21 protein-coding genes are annotated in these 23,022 nt (G+C 63.9%); 10 read left to right on the top strand and 11 right to left on the bottom strand.

Annotated features, from left to right (window positions below):
- Positions 1-7 precede the first annotated feature (7 nt).
- Positions 8-364: a hypothetical protein gene (locus ACZ5KU_RS31250; protein ID WP_054056844.1), complete on the bottom strand. Its 357-nt coding sequence runs from the start codon at positions 362-364 to the stop codon at positions 8-10.
- Positions 365-399: 35 nt separating this feature from the next.
- Between ACZ5KU_RS31250 and ACZ5KU_RS31245 the strand changes: the two genes are divergently transcribed.
- Entirely contained in the window at positions 400-1,374 is a 975-nt protein-coding gene (locus ACZ5KU_RS31245; RefSeq protein WP_464736674.1) for a CobW family GTP-binding protein, read from the top strand.
- 105 nt (positions 1,375-1,479) lie between these two features.
- Here ACZ5KU_RS31245 and ACZ5KU_RS31240 read toward each other — a convergent pair whose 3' ends face one another.
- Positions 1,480-1,884, bottom strand: a complete 405-nt coding sequence (locus tag ACZ5KU_RS31240; RefSeq protein WP_054063453.1) for a DUF3301 domain-containing protein — start codon at positions 1,882-1,884, stop codon at positions 1,480-1,482.
- 114 nt (positions 1,885-1,998) lie between these two features.
- On the opposite strand from ACZ5KU_RS31240, the gene pdxY reads away from it, so the two are divergent.
- Positions 1,999-2,871, top strand: a complete 873-nt coding sequence (gene pdxY, locus ACZ5KU_RS31235; protein WP_464736673.1) for a pyridoxal kinase PdxY — start codon at positions 1,999-2,001, stop codon at positions 2,869-2,871.
- Positions 2,872-2,985: 114 nt separating this feature from the next.
- On the opposite strand, the gene ACZ5KU_RS31230 is transcribed toward pdxY, so the two are convergent.
- Positions 2,986-3,471 carry an acyl-CoA thioesterase gene (locus ACZ5KU_RS31230; RefSeq protein ID WP_054060272.1) on the bottom strand — a complete coding sequence of 162 codons (486 nt, stop codon included), beginning with the start codon at positions 3,469-3,471 and terminating at the stop codon, positions 2,986-2,988.
- Between the two features lie 281 nt (positions 3,472-3,752).
- Between ACZ5KU_RS31230 and ACZ5KU_RS31225 the strand changes: the two genes are divergently transcribed.
- Positions 3,753-5,516, top strand: a complete 1,764-nt coding sequence (locus tag ACZ5KU_RS31225) for a cation:proton antiporter (protein ID WP_054060275.1) — start codon at positions 3,753-3,755, stop codon at positions 5,514-5,516.
- Positions 5,517-5,548: 32 nt separating this feature from the next.
- On the opposite strand, the gene ACZ5KU_RS31220 is transcribed toward ACZ5KU_RS31225, so the two are convergent.
- The 4 genes from ACZ5KU_RS31220 to uvrD all read right to left on the bottom strand — a co-directional run bounded on the left by ACZ5KU_RS31220 (position 5,549) and on the right by uvrD (position 10,109).
- Complete coding sequence (locus ACZ5KU_RS31220) at positions 5,549-5,956, bottom strand: SMI1/KNR4 family protein (RefSeq protein WP_017903741.1); 408 nt, start codon at positions 5,954-5,956, stop codon at positions 5,549-5,551.
- 133 nt (positions 5,957-6,089) lie between these two features.
- Positions 6,090-6,956 (bottom strand): Tim44 domain-containing protein, encoded by an 867-nt coding sequence (locus ACZ5KU_RS31215; RefSeq protein ID WP_054063454.1) that lies wholly within the window; start codon positions 6,954-6,956, stop codon positions 6,090-6,092.
- 369 nt (positions 6,957-7,325) lie between these two features.
- Complete coding sequence (locus ACZ5KU_RS31210; protein WP_054056674.1) at positions 7,326-7,766, bottom strand: EamA family transporter; 441 nt, start codon at positions 7,764-7,766, stop codon at positions 7,326-7,328.
- 159 nt (positions 7,767-7,925) lie between these two features.
- A complete protein-coding gene (uvrD, locus tag ACZ5KU_RS31205; protein WP_054056671.1) occupies positions 7,926-10,109 on the bottom strand; it encodes a DNA helicase II in 2,184 nt (727 codons plus the stop codon).
- A gap of 262 nt (positions 10,110-10,371) precedes the next feature.
- Between uvrD and ACZ5KU_RS31200 the strand changes: the two genes are divergently transcribed.
- The 3 genes from ACZ5KU_RS31200 to ACZ5KU_RS31190 all read left to right on the top strand — a co-directional run bounded on the left by ACZ5KU_RS31200 (position 10,372) and on the right by ACZ5KU_RS31190 (position 14,595).
- Positions 10,372-13,245, top strand: coding sequence for a putative bifunctional diguanylate cyclase/phosphodiesterase (locus ACZ5KU_RS31200; RefSeq protein ID WP_416771087.1), 2,874 nt, complete (start codon positions 10,372-10,374; stop codon positions 13,243-13,245).
- Between the two features lie 205 nt (positions 13,246-13,450).
- Complete coding sequence (hexR, locus tag ACZ5KU_RS31195; protein WP_017902205.1) at positions 13,451-14,317, top strand: transcriptional regulator HexR; 867 nt, start codon at positions 13,451-13,453, stop codon at positions 14,315-14,317.
- An 86-nt stretch (positions 14,318-14,403) separates the two neighbouring features.
- Positions 14,404-14,595 (top strand): PA3496 family putative envelope integrity protein, encoded by a 192-nt coding sequence (locus ACZ5KU_RS31190; RefSeq protein WP_081005865.1) that lies wholly within the window; start codon positions 14,404-14,406, stop codon positions 14,593-14,595.
- Here the strand turns inward: ACZ5KU_RS31190 and ACZ5KU_RS31185 are convergent.
- Complete coding sequence (locus ACZ5KU_RS31185) at positions 14,537-15,499, bottom strand: LysR family transcriptional regulator (protein ID WP_054063455.1); 963 nt, start codon at positions 15,497-15,499, stop codon at positions 14,537-14,539. The two genes, ACZ5KU_RS31190 and ACZ5KU_RS31185, sit on opposite strands and share 59 nt — an antisense overlap.
- 288 nt (positions 15,500-15,787) lie before the next feature.
- Here ACZ5KU_RS31185 and ACZ5KU_RS31180 point away from each other — a divergent pair, with 288 nt between their 5' ends.
- From ACZ5KU_RS31180 to ACZ5KU_RS31165, 4 genes are all read left to right on the top strand, one after another.
- Positions 15,788-17,203, top strand: coding sequence for an acetyl-CoA carboxylase biotin carboxylase subunit (locus ACZ5KU_RS31180; RefSeq protein WP_054056668.1), 1,416 nt, complete (start codon positions 15,788-15,790; stop codon positions 17,201-17,203).
- 11 nt (positions 17,204-17,214) lie between these two features.
- Entirely contained in the window at positions 17,215-19,023 is a 1,809-nt protein-coding gene (gene oadA / locus ACZ5KU_RS31175) for a sodium-extruding oxaloacetate decarboxylase subunit alpha (protein WP_054056667.1), read from the top strand.
- A gap of 262 nt (positions 19,024-19,285) precedes the next feature.
- A complete protein-coding gene (locus tag ACZ5KU_RS31170; protein WP_416771083.1) occupies positions 19,286-20,611 on the top strand; it encodes a type II toxin-antitoxin system HipA family toxin in 1,326 nt (441 codons plus the stop codon).
- Positions 20,608-20,886, top strand: coding sequence for a helix-turn-helix domain-containing protein (locus ACZ5KU_RS31165; protein ID WP_017902210.1), 279 nt, complete (start codon positions 20,608-20,610; stop codon positions 20,884-20,886). The genes ACZ5KU_RS31170 and ACZ5KU_RS31165 overlap by 4 nt, the downstream gene beginning before the upstream one ends.
- A gap of 54 nt (positions 20,887-20,940) precedes the next feature.
- Here ACZ5KU_RS31165 and ACZ5KU_RS31160 read toward each other — a convergent pair whose 3' ends face one another.
- The 3 genes from ACZ5KU_RS31160 to ACZ5KU_RS31150 form a co-directional block, all read right to left on the bottom strand.
- Positions 20,941-21,840, bottom strand: coding sequence for an autotransporter outer membrane beta-barrel domain-containing protein (locus ACZ5KU_RS31160; RefSeq protein ID WP_464737448.1), 900 nt, complete (start codon positions 21,838-21,840; stop codon positions 20,941-20,943).
- Between the two features lie 65 nt (positions 21,841-21,905).
- Positions 21,906-22,172 carry a hypothetical protein gene (locus tag ACZ5KU_RS31155; RefSeq protein WP_464737452.1) on the bottom strand — a complete coding sequence of 89 codons (267 nt, stop codon included), beginning with the start codon at positions 22,170-22,172 and terminating at the stop codon, positions 21,906-21,908.
- Positions 22,173-22,340: 168 nt separating this feature from the next.
- Positions 22,341-23,018, bottom strand: coding sequence for a GNAT family N-acetyltransferase (locus ACZ5KU_RS31150; protein ID WP_464736672.1), 678 nt, complete (start codon positions 23,016-23,018; stop codon positions 22,341-22,343).
- Positions 23,019-23,022: the final 4 nt, after the last annotated feature.

Genomic DNA, 23,022 nt, shown 5'->3' with positions numbered 1-23,022 from the left:
GGTGTGCTCAGGGCACCTGCCACTGCCCGGCACTCTGGCCTTCGCAGAACGGCTTGAGATACGCGGCATCCGTTGCCACACCGTAATAGTGAATATTCTGCCGGTAGGGCATATTGGCAACCTGGGCGTTGCGGCAGACACCGAATGAGCCGCCCGGGCACTGCTCGACGTATTCGACCTCGACCTTTTGGCCCGCCAGGCTCGGCTGGCAGAAACCGTCGTTGAACAGCTTGGCCGGGATATTCACGTTCTCCTGGCAGACCTTCACGTCGAGCCGTTCGCCCTGGCTGTGGACCACACAGGCTTGCGCCAGGACCTGACTCGACCCCAGCGCCGCCAGCAGCGTCAGGCCAATCGACCGCATCATTCACCCACCCCTTCAGGCATATCGGCCCGCTTATGTTGCAGAACATTCCCACGCATGTCATCGCCGGTCCCCTCGGTGCCGGCAAGACCAGCCTGATTCGTCAGTTGCTGGCGCAAAAACCGCCAGGCGAGCGCTGGGCTGTGCTGATCAACGAGTTCGGCCAGATCGGCCTGGATGCCGCGCTGCTGACCCGGGCCGACGATGGTATCGCACTGGGCGAGGTGGCTGGCGGCTGCGTGTGCTGCGTCAACGGCGCACCGTTCCAGATCGGCCTCGGCCGGCTGCTGCGCAAGGCGCGCCCCGACCGCCTGTTCATCGAGCCTTCCGGTCTCGGTCATCCGGCGCAGATTCTGCGGCAACTGGGCGCGGCGCCGTGGCGCGGGGTACTGGCCTTGCAGCCGTGCGTGATGGTGCTGGACGCACCGGCCCTGGCGGCGAGCCAACCGTTGCCGGCGTCGCAGCAGGAGGCCTTGGCGCTGGCCGGGCTGCTGCTGTTGAACAAGTCGCAAGGGCTGGATGAGGCCGCGCGCGCGCACGTGCTGGCGCGTTTGCCGGAGCGTCCGCTGCGCTGGACCGAGCAGGGTGTATTGGCGCTGGACGAGTTGCTGGCCCTGGAGTCGCCAGGCCTGGATGAATCGGCCACGCCGGGCGTGCTGCCCACGGCACCGGCGAGCGTGACGCTGCCGGCGATCTGGACCGACCCGAGCCAACCGATCTGCCAGGAGCATGCCGGGGAGGGCAACTGGAGCATCGGCTGGCGCTGGCACCCGAGCCAGCAACTGGACCCGGAACGCATTCGTGAGTGGTTGGCCACTCTGGACTGGCGGCGGGCCAAGCTGGTTATCCACAGCCCGGCTGGCTGGGTGTCGGGCAATGCTGTGGATAACTCGTCGCTGGCCTGGCAGCCCAGCGCTTGGCGCAAGGACTCGCGGCTTGAGCTGATCTTCAGTCAGCCCCAGGACATCGAGCCGCTGAAAGCCGGCATGCAGGCCTGCCGGCTGGGCTAGCCTGTTCGCCTTCGGCCCGGGGCTTCGCCGGGCTGCGCTGCCATTCCTGGCAGGCCCCTGAACTGGAATGCAGGCATGCGCATCGGCCGTACAGGCCCCAGCCGCTCAGTGACGCGACTGGCTGTGGTCCTTGGGATGATCCTGGCGCCATTGGCTCAGTTCGATGATCTCGGCCGTCGGCTGTTCGGCCCTGGCTTCGAATGGGTAGGGCGGCAGATCGATCTGCGCGCTGTGGGCGCCGAACTGGGTGATGGTGCCGACGTGGCGCTGCTCGCCGGTGACGGTGAACTCGAAGTGGTAGATCCGCGCCAGGCGCCGTCGGCCGTTGGCATCACGGACGATACCGATACGCTTGAGGGCCACGGCACCGTCGAGCAGTTCCAGGTCAAGCCTGGCGCAATGCTGCTTGACCCGCTCCAGCGCCCGTTCGCGCAGGCCATGGTTGTGCCAGAGCCAGGCAGCGCCGGTGGCCAGCAACATCAGCACGAACATATTTCCCAGGGTCAGCATGAATGCCACTCCATCAAGTTGAGAGCAGCTTAACTGGCTCGCCGGTCTGTCGTACAGGCTCTGTTTAGTCGCATACTGCGTGGCTCGAATCTTTTTGTCTTGCTGGAATTCGGAATGAAACGCACTCCTCATCTGCTTGCCATTCAGTCCCACGTGGTTTTCGGTCATGCCGGCAATGGTGCGGCGGTTTTCCCCATGCAGCGGGTCGGGGTGAATGTCTGGCCGTTGAACACCGTACAGTTCTCCAACCACACCCAGTACGGCCAGTGGGCCGGCGAAGTGTTGGCGCCGCAGCGGATCCCGGAACTGGTGGAAGGTATTGCCGCCATCGGCGAGCTGGGCAACTGCGACGCGGTGCTGTCCGGCTACCTGGGCAGCGCGGCACAGGGGCGGGCGATCCTCAGCGGCGTGGCGCGGATCAAGGCGGCCAACCCCAAGGCGCTGTACCTGTGCGATCCGGTGATGGGCCATCCGGAGAAGGGCTGCAGCGTGCCGGTGGAGGTCAGCGACTTCCTGCTGCAGGAGGCGGTGGCGCAGGCCGATATCCTCTGCCCCAACCAGTTGGAGCTGGACAGCTTCTGCGGCCGCTCGCCCCAGTCGCTGTTCGATTGCCTGGCAATGGCCCGCAGCCTGCTGACGCGGGGGCCGCAGGTGGTGCTGGTCAAGCACCTGGCCTATCCGGGCAAGCCCGAGGACAGCTTCGAGATGCTGCTGGTGACCGCCGAAGGCAGCTGGCACCTGCGCCGTCCGCTGCTGGCGTTCCCGCGCCAGCCGGTGGGCGTCGGCGACCTGACTTCAGGGCTGTTCCTGGCCCGGGTGCTGCTGGGCGACAGCCTGCTGACGGCCTTCGAGTTCACCGCGTCGGCGGTGCACGAAGTGCTGCTGGAAACCCAGGCCTGCGCCAGCTACGAGCTGGAACTGGTGCGGGCCCAGGATCGCATCGCCCATCCGCGGGTGCGCTTCGAGGCGTTGCCGATCAGCCTGTGATCTCCGGGCCCACTCCATGTACCCGTGTGGGAGCGGGCTTGCCCGCGAATAGGCCCTCAAGTCTCGCGCCGCTTGAACGGACGCCTTCGCGGGTAAGCCCGCTCCTACAAGAGCTTAAGGCGCGTCGGCCTTGATCTCCTGGTAACGCTTTTCCAGCTCCTGGCGGATCTGCCGGCGCTGTTGGGCCTGGGCGTAGCGGCGCTTGCCCTCGCTGGTCTCCGGCTGCAGTGGCGGCACCGGTGCCGGCTTGCGCTGGTCGTCGACCGCGACCATGGTGAAGAAGCAACTGTTGGTGTGGCGCACCGAGCGCTCGCGGATGTTCTCTGTCACCACCTTGATGCCGACCTCCATCGAGGTGTTGCCGGTGTAGTTCACCGAAGCCAGGAAGGTCACCAGTTCGCCGACATGCACCGGCTCGCGGAAAATCACCTGGTCCACCGACAGGGTCACCACGTAGCGGCCGGCATAACGGGCGGCGCAGGCATAGGCCACTTCATCCAGGTATTTGAGCAGGGTGCCGCCGTGGACATTGCCAGAAAAGTTGGCCATATCCGGGGTCATCAAAACGGTCATCGACAGCTGGGCGTTTCCAGGTTCCATAGCACGCTCACGGGTAGGTAGGGACAGGTTCAGGCACCTCTGCGGGCGCTTTGGGCATTTTTCAGACACCTCGATTACGGGACGCCAGCCATGGTTGCATCGTCACGCGCCAAGCGATCTGTTTCTACATATTGCACCGGCTTTCTGTCGGAAGTCGCGGTGTTAACCTTCGAAAAGCCATGCCATAGAAAATTCTTACACCCGGAACGTTGACCGCCGACGACTCAATGGGCGCGGTGGGCGGTCTGGCCAACATCCGCCGACACAAGGAGCGTCACGCCATGCATGCCATCAGCTTTATTCAGGACCTGGCCGTGATCATGCTGGTGGCGGGCGTGGTGACCATCCTGTTCCACCGCTTCAAGCAGCCGGTGGTGCTCGGCTATATCGTCGCCGGTTTCATCATCGGCCCGCACACCCCGCCGTTCGGCCTGATCCATGACGAGGACACCATCAAGACCCTGGCCGAGCTCGGGGTGATTTTCCTGATGTTCTGCCTGGGGCTGGAGTTCAGCCTGGGCAAGCTGTTCAAGGTCGGCGCGACGGCGTTCATCGCCGCGTTCCTGGAAATCGTGCTGATGATCTGGATCGGCTACGAGATCGGCCGCTGGTTCGACTGGAACACCATGGACTCGCTGTTCCTCGGCGCGATCCTGGCGATTTCCTCGACCACCATCATCGTCAAGGCGCTCAATGACCTGAAGATGAAGAACCAGCGCTTTGCGCAACTGATCTTCGGCGTGCTGATCGTCGAGGACATTCTCGGCATCGGCATCATCGCCCTGCTGTCGAGCATTGCCGTCAGTGGCACGGTGAGTTCCGGCGAAGTGTTCTCCACCGTCGGCAAGCTGTCGCTGTTCATGATCGTCGCCCTGGTCATCGGTATCCTGCTGGTGCCACGTCTGCTGGCCTATGTCGCCCGTTTCGAAAGCAACGAGATGCTGCTGATCACCGTGCTGGGCCTGTGTTTCGGCTTCTGCCTGCTGGTGGTGAAGCTCGAGTACAGCATGGTGCTGGGGGCGTTCCTGATCGGTGCGATCATGGCCGAGTCGCGCCAGTTGCTGAAGATCGAGCGCCTGATCGAGCCGGTTCGCGACCTGTTCAGCGCGATCTTCTTCGTCGCCATCGGCCTGATGCTCGATCCGGCGGTACTGCTCGAATACGCCTGGCCGATCGCGGTGATCACCGTCGCGGTGGTGCTGGGCAAGATGGTCTCCTGCGGACTGGGCGCGTTCATCGCCGGCAACGATGGCCGCACCTCGCTGCGGGTGGGCATGGGGCTGTCACAGATCGGCGAGTTTTCCTTCATCATCGCCGCCCTGGGGATGACCCTGCAGGTCACCAGTCACTTCCTCTACCCGGTGGCCGTGGCGGTCTCGGTGATCACCACCCTGCTCACACCGTACCTGATCCGCGCGGCCGACCCGCTGTCGCTGAAGCTCGCCGCCGTGGTGCCGCGCCGCATGGGCCGGGTGTTCGGCCTGTATGGCGAATGGCTGCGCAGCATCCAGCCCCAGGGCGAAGGCGCGCTGCTGGCCTCGCTGATCCGCAAGATCCTGCTGCAGGTGGGGGTGAACCTGGCGCTGGTGGTGGCGATCTTCTTTGCCGGCGGCTTTTTCGCCCAGCCGATCGCCACCTATCTGCAAGGCTGGGTCAGTGAGCCGAGCTGGCACAAGGCATTGATCTGGGGTGGCGCGCTGCTGCTGTCGCTGCCCTTCCTGATTGCCGCCTACCGCAAGCTCAAGGCGCTGTCGATGCTGCTGGCGGAGATGGGGGTGAAGCCGGACGTGGCCGGGCGGCATACCCAGCGCGTGCGCCGGGTGATCGCCGAGGTGATTCCGCTGCTGTCGCTGCTGGTGATCTTCCTGCTGTTGTCGGCGCTGTCGGCGAGCATTCTGCCCACCAGCGAACTGCTGATGCTGATCGCGGTGGTCGCCGCGGCGGTGGCGGCGCTGCTCTGGCGCTGGTTCGTCCGCGTACATACGCGGATGCAGGTGGCCCTGCTGGAGACGCTGGAGAACAACAGGGACTCGGCGGGGCACTGAGGCCTCAGGGTGCCCCGCCGATTGGCGGGGTGTCAGCTTTCCAGCCAGACGTCCCGCGCCCAGTGCCAGACCGACTCCCAGGACTCTTCGGTGATCAGTTCCTCTTCGCCGGACCACAGCACCACAGTGCCGTCCTCCTCGACGCAGTAGTAGTCGTCGCCGTCCTGGCAGATCGGGATCAGGTCCCGCGGCACGCCGCTGTCCCAGGCGTTGGCCGCCACTTCCGGCAGGTAGGTGTGGGATTGCGGGTCGGTGACGGTCACCGGCTCCAGGCTGCCGTAGACCACGTCGCTGACGGTCAGCAGGAATTCCTTGAAGACGAAGGGGATGTTGATGAACAGCTCCTCTTCGATCTCGACCAACTGATCCTCGTCGGGCAACTCCAGTGGCACCGGTACGGGTTCGTTGGCTTCACGCAATTGTTCGATAACTTCTTCCACGGCCTCGATCCTCTTGCTGCATGGCGCGGTTGGGTATGACGCGTTTTATACAGTAGCTCGTTACAAGTGCAATCGTGAAATGCAAAACCCCGGACAAGTCCGGGGTTCTGATGTATCAGACAACGCGCCTGGATCAAACGTTCTGGCGGATACCGGCGACCAGCCAAGGCTGGTTGTCGCCTGGCAGGCGCTCCATGTTCCAGCTTTCGCTGAACACTTCGCCCTGGTCGAAACGCGAGGTTTTCGACACGCCGCTGAAGGTCAGGGTGGCGATGGTCTTGTCGGCACGGTCATCCACGCCGTCCAGTTGCACCTGCAGGTTGTCGATGTAGGTGGACTGGAAGCCGTCGCCCAGGCTGGCGCGTTCCTGCCTGAGGAACTGCAGCATTTGCGGGGTCACGAACTCGGCGATCTTGTCCATCTCGTTGGCGTCCCAGTGCTGCTGCAGCGCCTGGAAGTGGCTGCGGGCGGCTTCCAGGAAGCGTTCCTCGTTGAACCAGGCCGGAGCGTTGATCACGCGGCGCGGCGCGGCGGAACCACCGAAGATCGGGTTCTGGGCAGGAGCCGGTTGCTCGAACACTTCACGCTGGTACGGCGCGCCGGCTGGAGCCATTTGCTCCTGCTGCTTGCGGCGACGGGAGGCAATGAAGCGGAAGATCACGAAGGCGATGACCGCCATGATCAGGATGTCGAAGAACTGCATGCCCTGGAAGCCGCCGCCCATGAACATGGACGCCAGCAGGCCGCCAGCGGCGATACCGGCCAATGGGCCCAGCCAGCGCGAGGCGCCGCCGGCCTTGGCTGCCGCACCTGCGGCACCCGCTGCGCCAGCCGTGGCGGCTGCACCGCCGGCAGCGCCAGTGGCAGGGGCCATCTGGCTGGTTTGGTGGGTCGGTGCCGACCCCGCGCTTTTACCGCCGCCAAAGCGCTTGGCGTTGGCGTCGAGGCTCATCGTCAGGCCGATGCAGAGCGCCAGGGCGATGCTAAGAAAACGTTGCATAAAGGGTATTCCCGTTTGTGGAGTGCACGCGTGTCATACTGCACAGGTGAATTGTTACTGGCTAGCGAGAGAGTGTTTCCGGCTTTTGCCTGAATCCTCTCACCTCAATGCTGAATATTTCATGAAAGCCAGTAGGTCCAATGTTCATTGGGTTGTTGGCTTGTCTTTAGATCTTGTATGAAATTTCCAATTCGCCACCCCTCCTGTAGGAGCCGGGCTTGCCCGCGAAGCTTTTAGCGATCTCAAGGGCCCCTTCGCGGGCAAGCCCGGCTCCTACAGGGGCGCGGCGGCGCCCAAGACGTTTCAGTGCCGCAGGAGCAGCGGTGCCCAAGGCGTTTCAACACCACAAGGCTGTGTGCCCCGGAAGCGTCAGCGCCGCAGCGCCAGCAGGACTACGCCGCCGGTAATCATGCCGATACCGGCCCATTGCCGCAGGTCGAGCCTTTCGCCCAGCAGCAGGACGCCGATGATCGCCACCAGCACCACGCTGAGCTTGTCCACCGGCGCCACCAGCGACGCCGGGCCGGCTTTCAGCGCACGGAAGTAGCAGAGCCAGGAAGCACCGGTGGCCAGGCCCGACAGCAGCAGGAACAGGTAGCTCTTGCCGGAGATCGACCTCAGGGACTGATATTGGCCCGTGGCGTACAAAATCAAGGCCAGGCTGATCAGCACCACCACCGTGCGCAGCAGGGTGGCGAAGTCCGAGTTGACGTTATCGATGCCGATCTTCGCGAAGATCGCGGTCAATGCGGCGAAGGTCGCCGACAGCAGCGCCCAGAATGTCCACGAGGAAAAGAAGCCAGGGCCCATGGTGTCGCACTCCCGCAGAGTGAATTCGATTCGATCGTTCCCACGCATCGCGTGGGCCTGCATCCGGTACCGCCCTGCGTGACAGGGAATGGACGCCGAGCGTCCCGGGCGGCGCTCCCACGCGGAACGTGGGAGCGATCCTGGTTTCTGCCTTGCCGCTTAAATGGCTTCGAGCTTGGCGTAGCCGAGCATCAGCCACTTGCTGCCTTCGCTGAAGTTGACCTGGACCCGTGCCTGGGCGCCGGAGCCCTCGAAGTTGAGGATCACGCCGTCACCAAAGATGCTGTGGCGTACCGCCTGGCCGAGGCTGAAGCCGGTCTGCGGAATCTCGCTGCCGCTGAACAGGCTGCTGGCCTGCTGCTGGCTGCCACCGAACGGCCGGCTGACGCTGTTGGACAGGCGCACTTCCTGCACCAGGCCCTTCGGTACTTCACGTACGAAGCGCGACACCTTGTTGTAGGTCTCGCTGCCATACAGCCGACGGGTTTCCGCGTAGGTCATGACCAGGTTCTGCATCGCCCGGGTGATGCCGACATACGCCAGCCGACGCTCTTCCTCCAGGCGGCCGGGCTCCTCCAGGCTCATCTTGTGGGGGAACAGGCCTTCTTCCATGCCCACCAGGAACACGTAGGGGAATTCCAGGCCCTTGGCGCTGTGCAGGGTCATCAACTGGATGCTGTCTTCGTGCTCGTCGGCCTGGGCATCGCCGGCTTCCAGCGAGGCATGGCCGAGGAAGGCCGCCAGCGGCGACAGGTCTTCCTCGCCCTCGGCGGCCTCGAAGTTGCGCGCCGCACTGACCAGTTCCTCGAGGTTTTCCACCCGGGCCTGGCCTTTCTCGCCTTTTTCCGCCTCGTGATAGGCGATCAGGCCGGACTGCTCGATGACGATCTGGGTCATCAGGTGCAGCGGGCTGTCCTGGGTCCTGGCGGCCAGGTTCTCGATCAGCTCGATGAAGGCCCCGAGCGCGCTGGCGGCCCGGCCGGTCACGCCCTTGTTGGCGATCAGCTGGGCCATGGCCTCCCACATCGACACATTGCTGTGGCGGGCGTGTTCGCGGATGGCCTCGACGGTCTTCTCGCCGATGCCGCGGGCCGGGACGTTGATCACCCGCTCCAGCGCCGCATCGTTGCCCCGGCCTTCGAGCAGGCGCAGGTAGGCCATGGCGTTCTTGATCTCGGCCCGTTCGAAGAAGCGCTGGCCACCGTAGATCCGGTAGGGGATGCGCTCGCGCAGCAGGGCTTCTTCCAGCACCCGTGACTGGGCGTTGGAGCGGTAGAGAATGGCGATGTCGCTGCGCGCCAGGCCGGTCTTCAGCGCGCTTTCGATGGTTTCCACCACGTAGCGCGCCTCGTCGTGTTCGTTGAAGGCGGCGTAGAGGTTGATCGCCTCGCCGTCGCCGCCGTCGGTCCACAGCTCCTTGCCCAGGCGCCCGGTATTGTTGGCGATCAGGGCGTTGGCGGCCTTGAGGATACCGGCGGTGGAGCGGTAGTTCTGCTCCAGGCGGATGGTCTCGGCGTCCGGGAAATCGTCGGAGTACTGGTAGATGTTCTCGATCTTCGCGCCGCGCCAGCCGTAGATCGACTGGTCGTCGTCACCGACCACCATCAGGCTGTCGCCGCCCTTGGCGAGCATGCGCAACCAGGCGTACTGCACGGCGTTGGTGTCCTGGAACTCGTCCACCAGGATGTGCCGGAAACGCTTCTGGTAATGCTCGAGCAGGCCCGGGTGGTCGCGCCACAGGTCCAGGGCGCGCAGCAGCAGCTCGGAGAAGTCGATCACGTTGGCCCGGGCGCAGGCGGCCTCGTAGGCCTCGTAGATGCTGCGCATGGTCGCCAGGAACAGGTCGCCGCTGGCCTGGATATGCTGCGGGCGCAGGCCCTCGTCCTTCTGCCCGTTGATGAACCACTGGGCCTGGCGGGCCGGCCAGCGCTGCTCGTCCAGGCCCAGGTCGCGGATCACCCGCTTGACCAGCCGCTGCTGGTCGTCGCTGTCGAGGATCTGGAAGGTCTGGCTCAGGCCGGCTTCCTGCCAGTGCGCCCGCAACAGGCGGTGCGCCAGGCCGTGGAAGGTGCCGACCCACATGCCGGCCGGGCTGATGCCCATCAACTGCTCGATGCGGTGGCGCATCTCGGCAGCGGCCTTGTTGGTGAAGGTCACCGACAGGATCGAGTAGGGCGAGGCGTTCTCGACCTGGATCAGCCAGGCGATACGGTGCACCAGCACCCGGGTCTTACCGGAGCCGGCGCCAGCCAGGACCAATTGACGACCAACGGGGGCGGCTACGGCCTGGCGTTGGGCGTCGTTGAGGGAGTTCAGCAGGAGGGAGAGGTCATCGTTGCGCATCGGCGCATTCTAGGGTGCTGGCTACGGGTGGGCAAACCCTAATGCCGGGCGGTCGAGGCTGTGGCCGACGAAAAAACCGGCGTGATGACGACCGGCGGGTCATCGGCCGCAGGCGGCGCAATAGCTGACTTTGTCCGGTGTGGAAGGGTCTATCGCGGGAAAATCCATTACATTTTATGACTTGGAGCAGTTTGGTCCGGCCGGAGGCTTGTGTATGCTCCTGCGACATTTATGGCTCAACCATTATAAGAACAATGCCCATATGACACACAGCTCCGACACGCTGAGCCCCTCCGTGGAGGCCGGGCGGGTGATCCGCAAGCAGTTCGCCACCGAGTTGGCGGTCGAGCGCACACGCCTGCTGTACCAGGGCTCGTTGCTGCCCACCCTGTTCATGCTGATCAACGGTCTGGTCTGCGCCTGGCTGCTCTGGAGCCCGCAGCGTTACCTGCTGGTCAGCATCTGGATGGTCTGGCTGATGGCGCTGGTGGCCTTGCGCGTGATCCAGGTCGCGGCGTTCGATTCGGCCATTCCCAGCCGGCAGGCCCAGCCGATCTGGCGCCGGATGTTCCTGCTCGGCTCCGCCGTCAGTGGCCTGACCCTGGCCTGCGCCGGCATCGCCCTGGTGCCTACCGACAGTTTTCTCCAGCAGGCCTGGGTATTCGGCCTGATCGGCGCGGCCACCCTGTCTGCCAGCATCGCCTATGCCGTGAGCTTTCCGGCGTTCCTCACCTTCACCTTGTCCTGCCTGCTGCCTGCCATTGGCTACCTGTTCTGGGAGGGTGATGGCGCCCGCCAGGGCTGGGGCTGGCTCGGACTGATCCTGCTGGCCTCCCTCAGCGTGGTGGCATTGCAGGTCAACCGGCTGATCGAGCGCGGCCTGCTGCGGCGCTTCCAGAACCAGGCGCTGATCGAGAACCTGCAGCAGGCCCAGGCCCGCAGCGAGCAGCTCAACCAGGAGCTGGCCCGCGAGGTCGAGCAACGCCGCCGGGCTGAACTGGAACTGCGCGAGGCCCAGGCCGAGCTGGAAAACCGTGTCGCCCAGCGCAGCCGGGAGCTGGACCTGGCGAACCAGGCCCTGACCAAGAGCGAAACGCGCCTGGCGCTCGCCCTGCAGGCCAGCGAACTCGGCCTGTGGGACTGGAACCTGCAGACCGACGAGGTGCACCACACCCAACTCAAGGAGCTGTTCGGCCTCGACCCCGAATACGTCACGGCCATGCTCAGCCACCTCAAGCCGCGCCTGCACCCCGAGGACCTGCCGGCGCTCAAGCGCGCCCTGGTGGAGCACCTCAAGGGCCGCAGCGAGGACTATGTCATCGAATACCGCATACGCCATGGCGACGGCCACTGGGTCTGGATCGAGGACCGCGGCCGGGCGGTGGAACGTAGTGCCAGCGGTCGCGTACTACGAATGGTCGGTACCCGGCGCGATATCAGCTCGCACAAGGAGCTGGAGGCGCAGCGGCAACTGGCCGCGACGGTGTTCGAGGCCGCCAGTGAAGGCATCGTGATCTTCGACCCGAACTACTCGCTGCTGGCGGTCAACCAGGCGTTCAGCCGGGTCACCGGCTACCAGATCGAGGACATGCTGGGGCGCAACGTCGTCGAACTGCCTTGCAGCCGCGACGCCCGTCGGCATTACTCGATGATCCACCAATCCCTGGAGCAGTACGGCAGTTGGCAGGGCGAACTGGTGGAGGCGCGCAAGAACGGCGAGCTGTATCCGCAGTGGCTGCAACTGAATACCGTGCGCGACAAGCGGGGGAAAGTCAGCCATATCGTGGGCTTCTTCGCCGATCTGTCGGCGCGGCGCGAATCCGAAGAGCGCATGCGCTACCTGACTCATTACGACGAGCTGACCGGCCTGGCCAACCGCTCGCTGTTCAAGGAGCGTCTGCGCGAGGCCAATCAGCGGGCCCGCCAGGAAGGGCGCAGCCTGGCGCTGCTGCATATCAACCTGGATCGCTTCAAGCTGCTCAACGACAGCCTCGGCCATGAAGTCGCCGACCAGTTGTTGCAGAAGATGGCCCGGCGCCTGGTGAACGCGCTGCCGGAGGCGAACACCATCGCCCGCCTGTCCGGTGACGAGTTCGCGGTGCTGTTCGATGCCTACGGCACGCTGTCCAGCCTGGCCAGGATGGCGACGCGGCTGCTCGGCAAGCTGCGCCTGCCGGTGACGGTGGAAGGGCATGAGCTGGTGGTCAGCGCTTCCATGGGTATCAGCCTGTTGCCGGACAGCGCCCGGGAAATCCCGGCGCTGGTCAGCCAGTCGAACATCGCCATGCAACATGCCAAGCACCTGGGCGGCAACAACTTCCAGTTCTATACCGAAAGCCTGCAGGCCAGCACCCTGGAGCGCCTGCAACTGGAGAACCAGTTGCGCAAGGCCATCGAGGAACAGCAACTGAGCGTGTTCTACCAACCCAAGCTGTGCCTCGCCACCGGTCGCCTGAACGCCGCCGAAGCGCTGGTGCGCTGGGAGCATCCGACCATGGGCCGGGTGCCGCCCGGGGACTTCATCGGGCTGGCCGAGGAAACCGGGCTGATCGGTCCGATCGGCGAGTTCGTGTTGCGCCGGGCCTGCTGGCAGGCGTGTGAGTGGCAGCGCCAGGGCCTGCCGGCGATGCGGGTGTCGGTGAACCTGTCGGTGCACCAGTTGCGCCAGGGCAAGCTGGTCAGCCTGGTGCGTCAGGTCCTCGAGGAAAGCGGGCTGGCGCCGCACCTGCTGGAACTGGAACTGACGGAAAGCCAGTTGCTCGACAGCGTCGAGCACATCATCGCGACCTTCCAGCAACTGCGCGACCTGGGCGTGAAGCTGGCCATCGACGATTTCGGCACCGGCTATTCGTCCCTGAGTTACCTCAAGCGCTTCCCGGTGGACTACGTGAAGATCGATCAGGCCTTCATCCGCGGCCTGGACGAAGGCAGTGAAGACGCCGCGATCACCCGGGCAATCATCGCCATGGCCCACAGCCTGGGCCTGAAAGTGGTGGCCGAGGGCGTGGAAAACCCGCAGCAACTGGAGTTCCTCAAGCTGCACGGCTGCGACGAGGTGCAGGGCTACCTGATCAGCCGGCCGGTGGAGGCCGCGGAGTTGGTGCGGCTGCTACGCAACGACCGGCACGCCGGTTGATTCGTGCACTGTCTTCATGATCACCGCTTCATCTTGTAGGAGCCGGGCTCGCCCGCGAACCGCCAAAGGCGGCCATTCCCCGGCGAAACCGGCTCCTGAAAACGCATTCTCCAACGCAATGGCACAGGCGAGCACCGATTTCATGTAGTATAACTACAAGAATGCTACATCCCAGGCGTTCGCCCATAACAATCGAGTCCAGCCCTTGAACCTGTTGCAACACATCGCCCAGTCCCGCACCCTGCTTCGCAAATCGGAGCTCAAGGTTGCCGATCATGTCCTGCTCGACCCGGCGGCGGTGATGCACAGCTCCATGGCCGACCTGGCCCACAGCGTGGGCATCAGCGAGCCGACCATCGTGCGATTCTGCCGGGCCATCGGCTGCTCGGGCTTCCAGGACCTGAAGCTCAAGCTGGCCCAGAGCCTGGCGGCGGGTGCCAGTTTCGGCCAGTTCGCGATCCATGAAGACGACTCTGTCGCCGACTACAGCCTGAAGATCTTCGACACCACCCTGCACACCCTGATGGAGGTGCGCGAGAAGCTCGACCCGGCGGCCCTGCAGCGGGCGGTGACGGCCATGTCGGCCGCCCAGCGTGTTGAGTTCTACGGCTTCGGTGCGTCCGGTGCGGTGGCGGCGGATGCCCAGCACAAGTTCTTCCGCCTGCTGCTGACCGCGGCGGCGTACTCCGACCCGCACATGCAGGCGATGTCGGCGGTGACCCTCAAACCCAGCGACGTGGCGATCTGCATTTCCCAGTCGGGGCGGTCCAAGGACCTGCTGATCACCGCCAACATGGTCCGTGAAAGCGGCGCGACGCTGATCACCCTGTGCCCGAGCCAGACACCGCTGGCCGAGCTGTCGACGATCAACCTGGCGATCGACGTGCACGAGGACACCGAGATCTACACGCCGCTGACCTCGCGTATCGCCCACCTGGTGGTGATCGATGTGCTGGCGATGGGCGTGGCGATGGCCCGCGGGCCGAGCCTGGTGAACCACCTCAAGAGCGTCAAGCGCAGCCTGCGCAGCTTGCGGCTGTCGCCCAAGTCGCTGAAGAACCTCGAAGACTGATTTCATCTCCCTGTCATCCGGCTGCCGCCAAATCGTAACGCCCTGAAGCCATCTTGGAGTCTCCAACCCAACCTGGGAGACTCGAAATGGCCCGGCACCACGAAGAGCAAAGCAGCGTAAAGACCCGTCGGCAGCAGGAAGACCAGCGCCGCATGGAATTCCGTCGCGCAATCGAAGACCGCAACGAACTGCGTCAGCTGCAACAGGAAATCGCCGCCCTCAATTACTGGCAGATGGACTCGGCAGCCGACCGTCGAAGCGCTCAGCGAGCCCACTGATCTGCAGCCTTTCACTTCGGATGAACCCCAGGAACGCATGCGCGACCGGTGACAGGCGTTTATCCCTGGCCTGAACCACGCACCAGCTGCGATAGAGCGGCAGTTCTTCCACCGGCAGTTCCCGGAGCACGCCGGTCGCCAGTTCCAGGCTCAGGGCGTGGCGCGTCAACAGCGCCAGGCCCAGCCCCGCCACCACGCTTTCGCACTGCGCCTCGCCAGAGGTCACTTCGAGTGTCTGCGAGAAGTGCACGCGCTTTTCCTTGAAGTACTCCTCGCAGGCCATCCGGGTGCCCGACCCCGGTTCGCGGATCAGCAACGGATAGGGTTCCAGGTCCTGCAGGCGCAGCGGGCCCCTGTGGCACAACGGATGATCGGGTGGGGCCACGGCGACGATCGGGTTGTTCAGGAACGGCAGGAATTCCAGGCCCATGTCCTGGGGCACCATGGACATGATCAGCAGGTCGTCGCGGTTGTCCGACAGCCGCCGCAGGGCCTGGGCGCGATTGACCACCGTGAGGTGCAGGCTGACCTCGGGATACTGGCGCTTGAAGGCGGCGAACAGGTGCGGCACGAAGTACTTCGCGCTGGATTCCACCGCCAGTTTCAATTGCCCCTGCAGCGATCCCTGCATGTCGGAGAGCTGCATGTCGAGGTTTTCCAGCCGGCCGAAGATGTCCCGGCTGGCGCGCTGTAACGCTTCAGCCGCTTCGGTCATGTAGAGCTTTTTGCCGACATATTCGAACAACGGCTGGCCAATCAGCTCTTCCAGCTGACGAATTTGCAGGCTGACGGCTGGCTGCGTAAGCGACATTTCCTCGGCCGCGCGGCTGTAGGAACGCAAATCGCAGACCTCATTGAAGATCTTCAACTGGCGTAATGTCATACGCATCAAGGACTTACGCATTTCTTGCGAGCACTCTCAGGCGGCTGGTCAGGCAACTATAAGTCATTGCTTATAAGCGACCCAATAATTATTGATTTTAGTTTATCGCTGACCGGGACTAGTGTGGTGATGCGACTGGCTTGAAACATTTAGTCACTCGTCGACCCGTGCTGTGGGACAGACATCGGGTCGTGGACATAGGGCTGGCCCGCGAGGCTTCTGGTGTTTTGACGGACACCATCGCGGGCGGGCCCAGGTCCTTTCTGGTTCCAGCAGGTTGTTTTGTTCCAGCGGCTTAGGAATTTCCAAGTGATAAAAAAGATCCTGATCGCCAACCGTGGTGAGATTGCCGTACGTATCGTGCGGGCCTGTGCCGAAATGGGCATTCGCTCCGTGGCGATCTTCTCCGACGCTGACCGGCACGCCCTGCACGTCAAGCGCGCGGACGAGGCCTACAGCATTGGCGCCGAGCCCCTGGCCGGCTACCTCAACCCGCGCAAGCTGGTGAACCTGGCGGTGGAAACCGGCTGCGATGCCTTGCATCCCGGCTATGGCTTTCTCTCGGAAAATGCCGAACTGGCAGAAATTTGCGCTGAACGTGGGGTGAAGTTCATTGGCCCGGCGGCGGAAGTGATCCGGCGCATGGGTGACAAGACCGAAGCCCGGCGCAGCATGATCAAGGCCGGCGTGCCGGTCACTCCAGGCACCGAAGGCAACGTCTCCGGCATCGAGGAAGCCCTGCGCGAGGGTGACCGTATCGGTTATCCGGTAATGCTCAAGGCCACCTCCGGTGGTGGCGGTCGCGGCATCCGGCGCTGCAACAGCCGCGAGGAGCTGGAACAGGCATTCCCGCGGGTGATTTCCGAAGCGACCAAGGCCTTCGGCTCGGCGGAAGTCTTCCTGGAAAAATGCATCGTCAACCCCAAGCACATCGAGGCGCAGATTCTCGGCGACAGCTTCGGCAACGTGGTGCACCTGTTCGAGCGCGACTGCTCGATCCAGCGCCGCAACCAGAAACTGATCGAAATCGCCCCGAGCCCCCAGCTGACCCCTGAACAGCGCGCCTACATCGGCGACCTGTCGGTGCGTGCGGCCAAGGCGGTGGGCTACGAGAACGCCGGCACCGTGGAGTTCCTGCTCGCCGATGGCGAGGTGTACTTCATGGAAATGAACACCCGGGTGCAGGTGGAACACACCATCACCGAGGAAATCACCGGGATCGATATTGTCCGCGAGCAGATCCGCATCGCCTCCGGCCTGCCGCTGTCGGTCAAGCAGGAAGACATCATCCATCGCGGTTTTGCCCTGCAGTTCCGGATCAACGCCGAGGACCCGAAGAACAACTTCCTGCCCAGCTTCGGCAAGATCACCCGCTACTACGCGCCCGGTGGTCCCGGCGTGCGGACCGACACGGCGATCTACACCGGCTACACCATTCCACCGTTCTACGACTCCATGTGCCTGAAACTGGTGGTCTGGGCGTTGACCTGGGAAGAGGCGATGGACCGTGGCCTGCGGGCCCTGGACGACATGCGCCTGCAAGGCGTGAAGACCACCGCCGCCTATTACCAGGAAATCCTGCGTAACCCGGAATTCCGTAGTGGCCAGTTCAATACCAGCTTCGTGGAAAGCCATCCGGAACTGACCAACTACTCGATCAAGCGCAAACCCGAAGAGCTGGCCCTGGCCATCGCCGCCGCCATCGCCGCCCACGCAGGCCTGTGAGGACTATTACAATGACCAAAAAGATTCACGTTACCGACACGATCCTGCGCGACGCCCACCAATCGCTGCTCGCCACCCGCATGCGCACCGAAGACATGCTGCCGATCTGCGACAAGCTCGACAAGGTCGGCTACTGGTCGCTGGAAGTCTGGGGCGGCGCGACCTTCGACGCCTGTGTGCGCTTCCTCAAGGAAGACCCGTGGGAGCGCCTGCGCAAGCTGCGCGCGGCCCTGCCCAACACCCGCCTGCAGATGCTCCTGCGCGGCCAGAACCTGCTCGGCTATCGCCACTACAGCGACGACGTGGTCAAGGCCTTCGTCGCCAAGGCGGCGGTCAACGGCATCGACGTATTCCGTATCTTCGACGCCATGAACGATGTGCGTAACCTGCGCGTCGCCATCGAGGCGGTGAAGGCCGCCGGCAAGCACGCCCAGGGCACCATCGCCTACACCACCAGCCCGGTGCACACCATCGAGGCCTTCGTGGCCCAGGCCAAGCAGATGGAAGCCATGGGTTGCGACTCGGTGGCGATCAAGGACATGGCCGGCCTGCTGACTCCGTTCGCCACCGGCGAGCTGGTCAAGGCACTGAAGGCCGAGCAGTCGCTGCCGGTGTTCATCCACTCCCACGACACCGCAGGCCTGGCCGCGATGTGCCAGCTCAAGGCGGTGGAAAACGGTGCCGACCATATCGACACCGCCATCTCCAGCTTCGCCTGGGGCACCAGCCATCCTGGCACCGAGTCGATGGTCGCGGCCCTTAAAGGCAGCGAGTTCGATACCGGCCTGGACCTGGAACTGCTGCAGGAAATCGGCCTGTACTTCTACGCCGTGCGCAAGAAGTACCACCAGTTCGAAAGCGAATTCACTGCGGTCGACACCCGGGTACAGGTCAACCAGGTGCCGGGCGGGATGATTTCCAACCTGGCCAACCAGCTCAAGGAGCAGGGCGCCCTCAACCGCATGAACGAAGTGCTGGCGGAAATTCCGCGGGTGCGCGAAGACCTCGGCTTCCCGCCGCTGGTGACCCCGACTTCGCAGATCGTCGGCACCCAGGCCTTCTTCAACGTCCTGGCCGGCGAGCGTTACAAGACCATCACCAACGAGGTGAAGCTGTACCTGCAGGGCGGTTACGGCAAGGCGCCGGGCACCGTCAACGAGCAGCTGCGCCGCCAGGCCATCGGCAGCGAGGACGTGATCGACGTGCGGCCGGCCGACCTGCTCAAGCCGGAAATGGCCAAGTTGCGCAACGACATCGGCACCCTGGCCAAGTCGGAAGAAGACGTGCTGACCTTCGCCATGTTCCCGGACATCGGGCGCAAGTTCCTCGAAGAGCGCGAGGCCGGCACCCTGGTGCCTGAAGTGCTGCTGCCGATCCCCGAGGCCGGCGGTGTGCGTGCGCCGGGCGGCGAGGGCGTACCGACCGAGTTCGTCATCGACGTGCACGGCGAAACCTACCGCGTGGACATCACCGGGGTCGGCGTGAAGGCCGAAGGCAAGCGGCACTTCTACCTGTCCATCGACGGCATGCCGGAAGAAGTGGTGTTCGAACCGCTCAACGAATTCGTCGGCGGTGGCAGCAGCAAGCGCAAGCAGGCCAGTGCGCCAGGCCACGTCAGCACCACCATGCCGGGCAACATCGTCGATGTGCTGGTCAAGGAAGGCGACAGCGTGAAGGCCGGTCAGGCCGTGCTGATCACCGAAGCCATGAAGATGGAGACCGAAGTGCAGGCCGCGGTATCGGGCAAGGTCGTCGCCATCCACGTGGCCAAGGGCGACCGGGTCAACCCGGGCGAGATCCTGATCGAGATCGAAGGCTGATCGACAGCCTTCATCTATCAATGTTTATCCTCGGGGAGGCGTATGCCTCCCTTTTTTTGTTCATTCTTTGAGCATGTTGTGTGGGGTGTTATGGTCTGCTGCTCTAGAACGATATGCATTTTATTGCGTATATTTGCGCCGTATAGCAAGGCTGATGCATTATATTGCAGTTATTGGGCGATGCTGGCAGGCGAATCTGTACTATATTGCAGTTTTGGCGGCAGTCTCTGCCTATAAAGTGCATTAAGTTGCAGGTTGAATCATGTACGCACTCACACTTCAGGCCTACACCGACGGAATCTGGCAGGACGCCATGACCCTGATTTTCGAGTCGCCGGAAAAAGGTTTCGAGGGGCGTTGCAGGTTTGCCTACAAGCAGAGCTATCTGCTGGATCATATCGAGGATATGGGCAGTCCATTCGCCTGTGCGGTCAGTGCGAACCTCCCGCTGGACTGGGACAGCATGGATGACCGGCAGGCTCCGGCCTTCCTGCAGGATATTGCTCCTGCCGGTGCTGCCAGGCGCTTCCTCATCGCCAGGGTGGGGCGGGAAAAGCCTGATGATGTCAATGCCGACCTTTTTTTGCTGGGTAAAAGCACCCCGGCTCCCGTTGGCCATCTGCGGGTCAAGGAGTCCATGGACGTGCAGGACGGTCGTGAGCCCATGGGATTTACCCGAGCGGACGTGGTGGCGCGCGATAACCGATTTCTCGAGTACGCCTACGAGCAGGGCGCGGCGATTGGCGGAGCTACGGGAGCTGGAGGCGAAGCACCGAAGTTGCTGATGAGTGAGGACCACAATGGCCTGCTGTACCCGGACGCGGTTCTCGATGATCGCGACGTGGCACAACACTGGTTCGTGAAATTCGCTCGAAACAAGTCCACGCAGACCGATCAGGACATCCTCAGGAGCGAGTACCACTATTACAGGGCTTTGCAGGTGCTTGGGATCGAAACTGTCTCGGTGCAGGGGCTGAAGCTGGAGGAAGCCAACAGACCGAGCCTCTGGATGCAACGTTTCGACCGTCATGTCACTGAGCAGGGGACCGAGCGTTCAGCCGTGGAGTCGGTGTATTCGTTGGCCGGGGTCACGGTGCCTGGCAGTCGCCTGAAGCACCTGGAGGTGATCACTCGTCTGGTTGCACTTTGGCGCCAGGCCGGCCAGGGGGAGCAGGTGGAAGATCTGGTGGCGGATTATCTGCGCCGTGATTTGCTCAACAAGATCCTGGGCAACTCCGACAACCATGGGCGCAACACATCGATCATCCGCGATCAGCGGGGGGTTCGCCTGGCACCGATTTACGACCTGGCGCCCATGGTCATGGATGATGAAGGTGTGACACGCAGCACCAAGTGGGCAAGAGATATCGAAAGGGGCGGGGAGGTGGATTGGCGCAAGGCGTGCGACGCGCTGGCGGGGCTGGTCGAGCCCCAGGCGGCCTTTGAGCGGCTTCGGGCGGATGCCAGGCATCTGTTGGCCTTGCCCGATATTCTGACGGATAGTGGCTTGCCCGCCGTCACCATGAACCATCCGTTGATTGCCTTGAAAAGGCTTGGTCAGCGTCTGCGAGACTGGGGGTTGGCATGACGCTCAGCCTGGAAGTCCGTGCCCTGCTGATCCAGGCCATTCAGGATGATCTGGCCCAGGGCATGATCAGCATCGGTGTTGCGGTCAGGCGCTTGCGGACGGAGGTAACGGGGTTGCAGCAGACCCAGTTTGCCCGGATGTGCCGGATTTCGGTCCGTACCCTGGTGCATATCGAGCATGACGAAGGCAATCCGACCCTCAAGTCGTTGAACTCTGTATTCAGGCCCTTCGGGTTGCAGATGGGCGTGGTGCGACTGCGCAAGACATCAGGCTGAGGTGCTCAGCGGTCAGGCAGCTGTTCATGAGCCTGACCGGTTGATGGAAAGTTGTCAGAAAGCCAGCGCCCACTGCCCCATGATGCCGTGGTTGCTGTTCTTCGCGCCGAGTTCGCCGCTGTAGCCCAGGCCCAGGCGATGGCGGGAGGACAGGTTCAGTTCGAGTCCGGCTTCGATCGCCAGGCTGTCGCGGTCCTGGGCGATGCCGCGGGTCGTGAAGGTCATGGCGGTGGCCCGGTTCGTCTGGCGGGTGATGCTGTCGAGTTCGCCATACAGGTGCTTCCAGCCGGCACTCAGGTGCGGGGTCAGGCTCATGCCGTGGCCGAAGCGCCAGTTGCCGGCGGCCCGCAGGCCCAGTGTGGTGCTGAAGTTGTCCAGGGCCTGGCCGCTGTTCTTCAGCACCGCCTCACCGCCTTTTTCCGTGTGTCCCTGGCGTGAGTAGCGCTGGTAGCCGAGGCCGGCAAAGGGTTCGGTACTCAGTTGGTTGTTGCCCAGGCTGTAGCCGAATTCGGCGAAGGCCTGCTGGCTGGTGGCCGTGTAGTTGCCGGAGAGTCGATCCTGATAGCCGCTGAACGCGACGTGGCGTTGAGTGCTGCCAGCGTGGCTGCTATGGATCGCGCCGAAGCGCAAGGCTGCGGGGCCGTCCTGGCGCAGGGCGTAGGCGCCGGCATGCCAGCTGTCCAGTTCGCCCCTGAAGTGGCTGCCCTTGTGCTCGGAACGGGATTTTCCGCCGAGCAGGCCCAGGCGCCATTCGTTGCCCAGCGACCAGTCGGCCCCCAGCACCAGGCCCCGGGTCGTCTGCTGGAAGTCCTTGCCGCCCTGTGCCGGTTCGAATCGGCCCACGTTACTCAGGCTCTGTAGCCACAGGCGACTCCTGCCGTTGTCGGGCTGGAGCATGGCCGACAGCGCGCTGGCGCCCACCTGTCGGGTAGCGCCGAGAGTGGCCTGGGCCAGGTTGGCATTATCGGCACCGGCCAGTTGGGTCAGGGCGGCTTCTCTTTCGGCCGGACCGAGCCGGTTCAGGGCTTCGAGCAGTGGGGATGCCGGAATCGTCGGCAGGATGTTGCCACCCTGGCCGCCTTTGGCGGGCTCATGGGCGGGTGACGGGGAGGTGGTCGGCAGGCTGCCCCGGGTTCCGGCGGCTGTTTGAGCAGCCAGTCCCAGTCGTAGACGCTGGATGAACCGCGGTAGGCATTTGGCGGTGGCTGCTGGGCCTGTGCCTGCTGGGCCAGCAGTCCGTTGAGCACCAGGGCCAGGGAGATGGCGAGACGGGTCTTGGGGAGCATTCCATTTCATCCTCAGAATAGGTCGAGGAGGAAATGTATCGAGCTGTCCAAGCGGTAAATGTCGGGGTTTTTACCTGGGCTTCGCGGGAGATGTCAGCAGCTTTCCGTTTATTTCGGCTGTGTCCTGGTGTGCGGTGGCCGGAAAGTCGGCCACCGCGTGTCAGGCCTTCAGGCTTCGCGACATTCGGTCAGGGTCCGCACCTGCCCCGTTGCGCCCAGGTTGTCCTCCGACAGCCAGCGCTCGAAGCCGGCATTCACGGCGGGCCATTCCGAGTCGATGATGCTGAACCAGGCGGTGTCGCGGTTCCTGCCCTTGACCACCATGTGCTGGCGGAACACGCCCTCGAATTGGAAACCCAGGCGCTCGGCGGCGGCGCGGGAGCGGGCGTTGTCGTTGTTGCACTTCCACTCCAGGCGCCGGTAGCCGAGGGCGAAGGCCTCCCTGGCCAGCAGGTAGACCGCCTCGGTGCTCTTGGGCGAGCGCTGCATCGGTGCGCCGAAGGTGACGTGGCCGATCTCGATGCGGCCCTGGGCCGGCACGATCGACATCAGGCTGAGGGCGCCCTGGACTTCGCCGCTGGCCTTGTCGACAACGGCAAAGAAGTAGGGATCGCTGCTCGCCGCGTGGCCGGCAAGCCAGTCGTCGAAGGCGCCTTCACGCTGCGGGAACGGGCCGTAGGGCAGGTAGTCCCACAGTTTCGGATCGGCGCCGGGGCCTTCCAGGGCGCGATACAGCTCGTCGCCATGGCGGGCGGCGTCGAGTTTTTCCAGGATGATGAAGCGTCCTTCGAGGCGTCGGGTGGACGGCGCCGGGGCGCCATTCCAGTTGGCTACGGGTGTCGACATGGTG

Source organism: Pseudomonas sp. Tof1, assembly GCF_055390395.1.
The sequence above is the reverse complement of the archived record's forward strand: the minus strand, read 5'-3'. Positions and strand labels throughout refer to the sequence as shown.